General features: G+C 54.6%; 2 protein-coding genes. Both read left to right on the top strand.

Annotated features, from left to right (window positions below):
* Positions 1–258 precede the first annotated feature (258 nt).
* The gene (locus V6C16_RS12640) at positions 259–1,239 is read left to right on the top strand and encodes a cobaltochelatase CobT-related protein (RefSeq protein ID WP_333536877.1); all 981 of its coding nucleotides are present in this window, start codon (positions 259–261) and stop codon (positions 1,237–1,239) included.
* Between the two features lie 247 nt (positions 1,240–1,486).
* The gene (locus V6C16_RS12635; protein WP_333536878.1) at positions 1,487–1,609 is read left to right on the top strand and encodes a hypothetical protein; all 123 of its coding nucleotides are present in this window, start codon (positions 1,487–1,489) and stop codon (positions 1,607–1,609) included.
* The last annotated feature ends 60 nt before the right edge of the window (positions 1,610–1,669 follow it).

Below are 1,669 nucleotides of genomic sequence, written 5' to 3'. Positions count from 1 at the left end.
CCTGTTTTAAAATCGCCAAGATTTGACTGTCCGTGAAGCGTGACTTTTTCATTGTAAAATCTCCAGATTGCTTATTCTCGGAAATTCTACTTTGAAATGCTACTTTTTTCTGGGGGGATTACCCTGGCCCAGTGCATCCGAAAATGGAAACCGCAGCAGCAGGCAAAACACGGTGAAAATCTTAAACCAGGTAAAGGAGAAAAAGGCAATGGGCACGAAACCCGAGACAAAGGCCGCTCATCTGGTACGCATGCGGGTATGGGGGATAGCGCTGGCCACAGCGATTCCGCCTCACAAATGGAACAAAAGGGCTCGCCAGCTTGTGCATCGCAAACAGACCTGTCCGCGCCTCCACCTTCCAGTAGAGCCAAGGCGCAACTGACAGCCCTGATGCATGCCGAAGCACAGGAGTTGCCACAAAACCTCGGAGAACTTCTGTTGACAACCCTCACCAGCCATCTGGCGGAATTTACAGCCGAAACGGTTGCAGTCGCTGTTGAAGGTTTTCGGCAGACTGGAGCATTGCCGGAGGCGCAAAAGCTGCAAGCGCTCCAAGCCAGCATTGCCCTCCGCACCAGGCTCCAAGGTTTTCTGCAGGCGCAGACGCAAAAACGGTGCAGCATCGGTCGACGCGGAGCCTTGCATCATGGCTCGCTCCATAGGCTGCAAACGGGCAATCCACGCATCTTTCGCAAGGAGGCGGAGCAGCGGGGCCTCAATACCGCCGTACACATTCTGCTTGATGTCAGCGGCAGCATGAGCGGCGCACCCATCGCCTTGGCAAGGCAGGCCTGCTTTGCTGTAACAAAAGCACTGGAAAATATCAGGGGCGTAAACCCTGCCGTCACGGCCTTTCCCGCGACGGCCTCCACAAATTCCGTATTCCCTATCATGCGACATGGTCAAAAGATGCCGGACAGTTTTGACATAAATGCATCGGGCGGCACCCCTCTGGCTGCGGCCTTGTGGTGGGTCATGCAGACCATGCTGTTCCTCAAGGAGCAGCGAAAAATAATTCTGATTATCACTGACGGTGTACCTGACAGCACTCACGCAGCACGACAGGCCTTGAACATAGCTCAAAAGTTTGGCTTTGAGGTTTATGGCCTGGGCATCCGCGATGAGCATATATCCCATCTGCTGCCACAGACCAGCATGGTCATCAACGACCTGCCCGATTTGGCGCCCGCCATGTTTAGTGTACTTCAGGATGCGCTTCTGCAGGGAGGCGCGTCATGATGGTGTCACCGGACTTTTGTCACTGGAATCTGTACCGGACGCTCCGTGCGATTCTCACACACAAACGGCAGCGCATCCCGCGCTGCTGATACCCAAGGAGGATATATGAACCCGTTGGCGTGGATACCTGTGGCCATTGCTGTGTTGCAGGTCATCAAAGAAAACTGGGACGACTAACCATGAACAGGCACACAGGGGTGGGGTCAGACCCGCCCTCTGCGTTTGCCCAACAGAAAAGGAGAAAAGCATGAGCAAGACGTGGACATTTATTGGTGGTGTGGTGGCTGGCATCGTCGGGGTATTGGTAGTGTCCAGAATTTTTCGCACATTTTGTAGCTGCCATGTGGTGTCAGGTCTGGCGCTGTCTTGAAGCTGGCGCGTGCTTTGCGAGCGGGACGCTAAGTGGCGATCCCGCGCTGCAATGCCCGTG

It is taken from the genome of Desulfovibrio sp. 1188_IL3213 (genome assembly GCF_036763145.1).
In the GTDB taxonomy this organism is placed as follows: Bacteria; Desulfobacterota; Desulfovibrionia; order Desulfovibrionales; family Desulfovibrionaceae; genus Desulfovibrio.
Note: the sequence above shows the minus strand (reverse complement) of the source record. Positions and strands in the feature narration are given on the sequence as shown.

Bases quoted from the DNA above. Each gene is read 5' to 3' on its own strand.
- V6C16_RS12640 (WP_333536877.1), top strand. From the start codon at position 259: ATGGGGGATAGCGCTGGCCACAGCGATTCCGCCTCACAAATGGAACAA.
- V6C16_RS12635 (WP_333536878.1), top strand. From the start codon at position 1,487: ATGAGCAAGACGTGGACATTTATTGGTGGTGTGGTGGCTGGCATCGTC.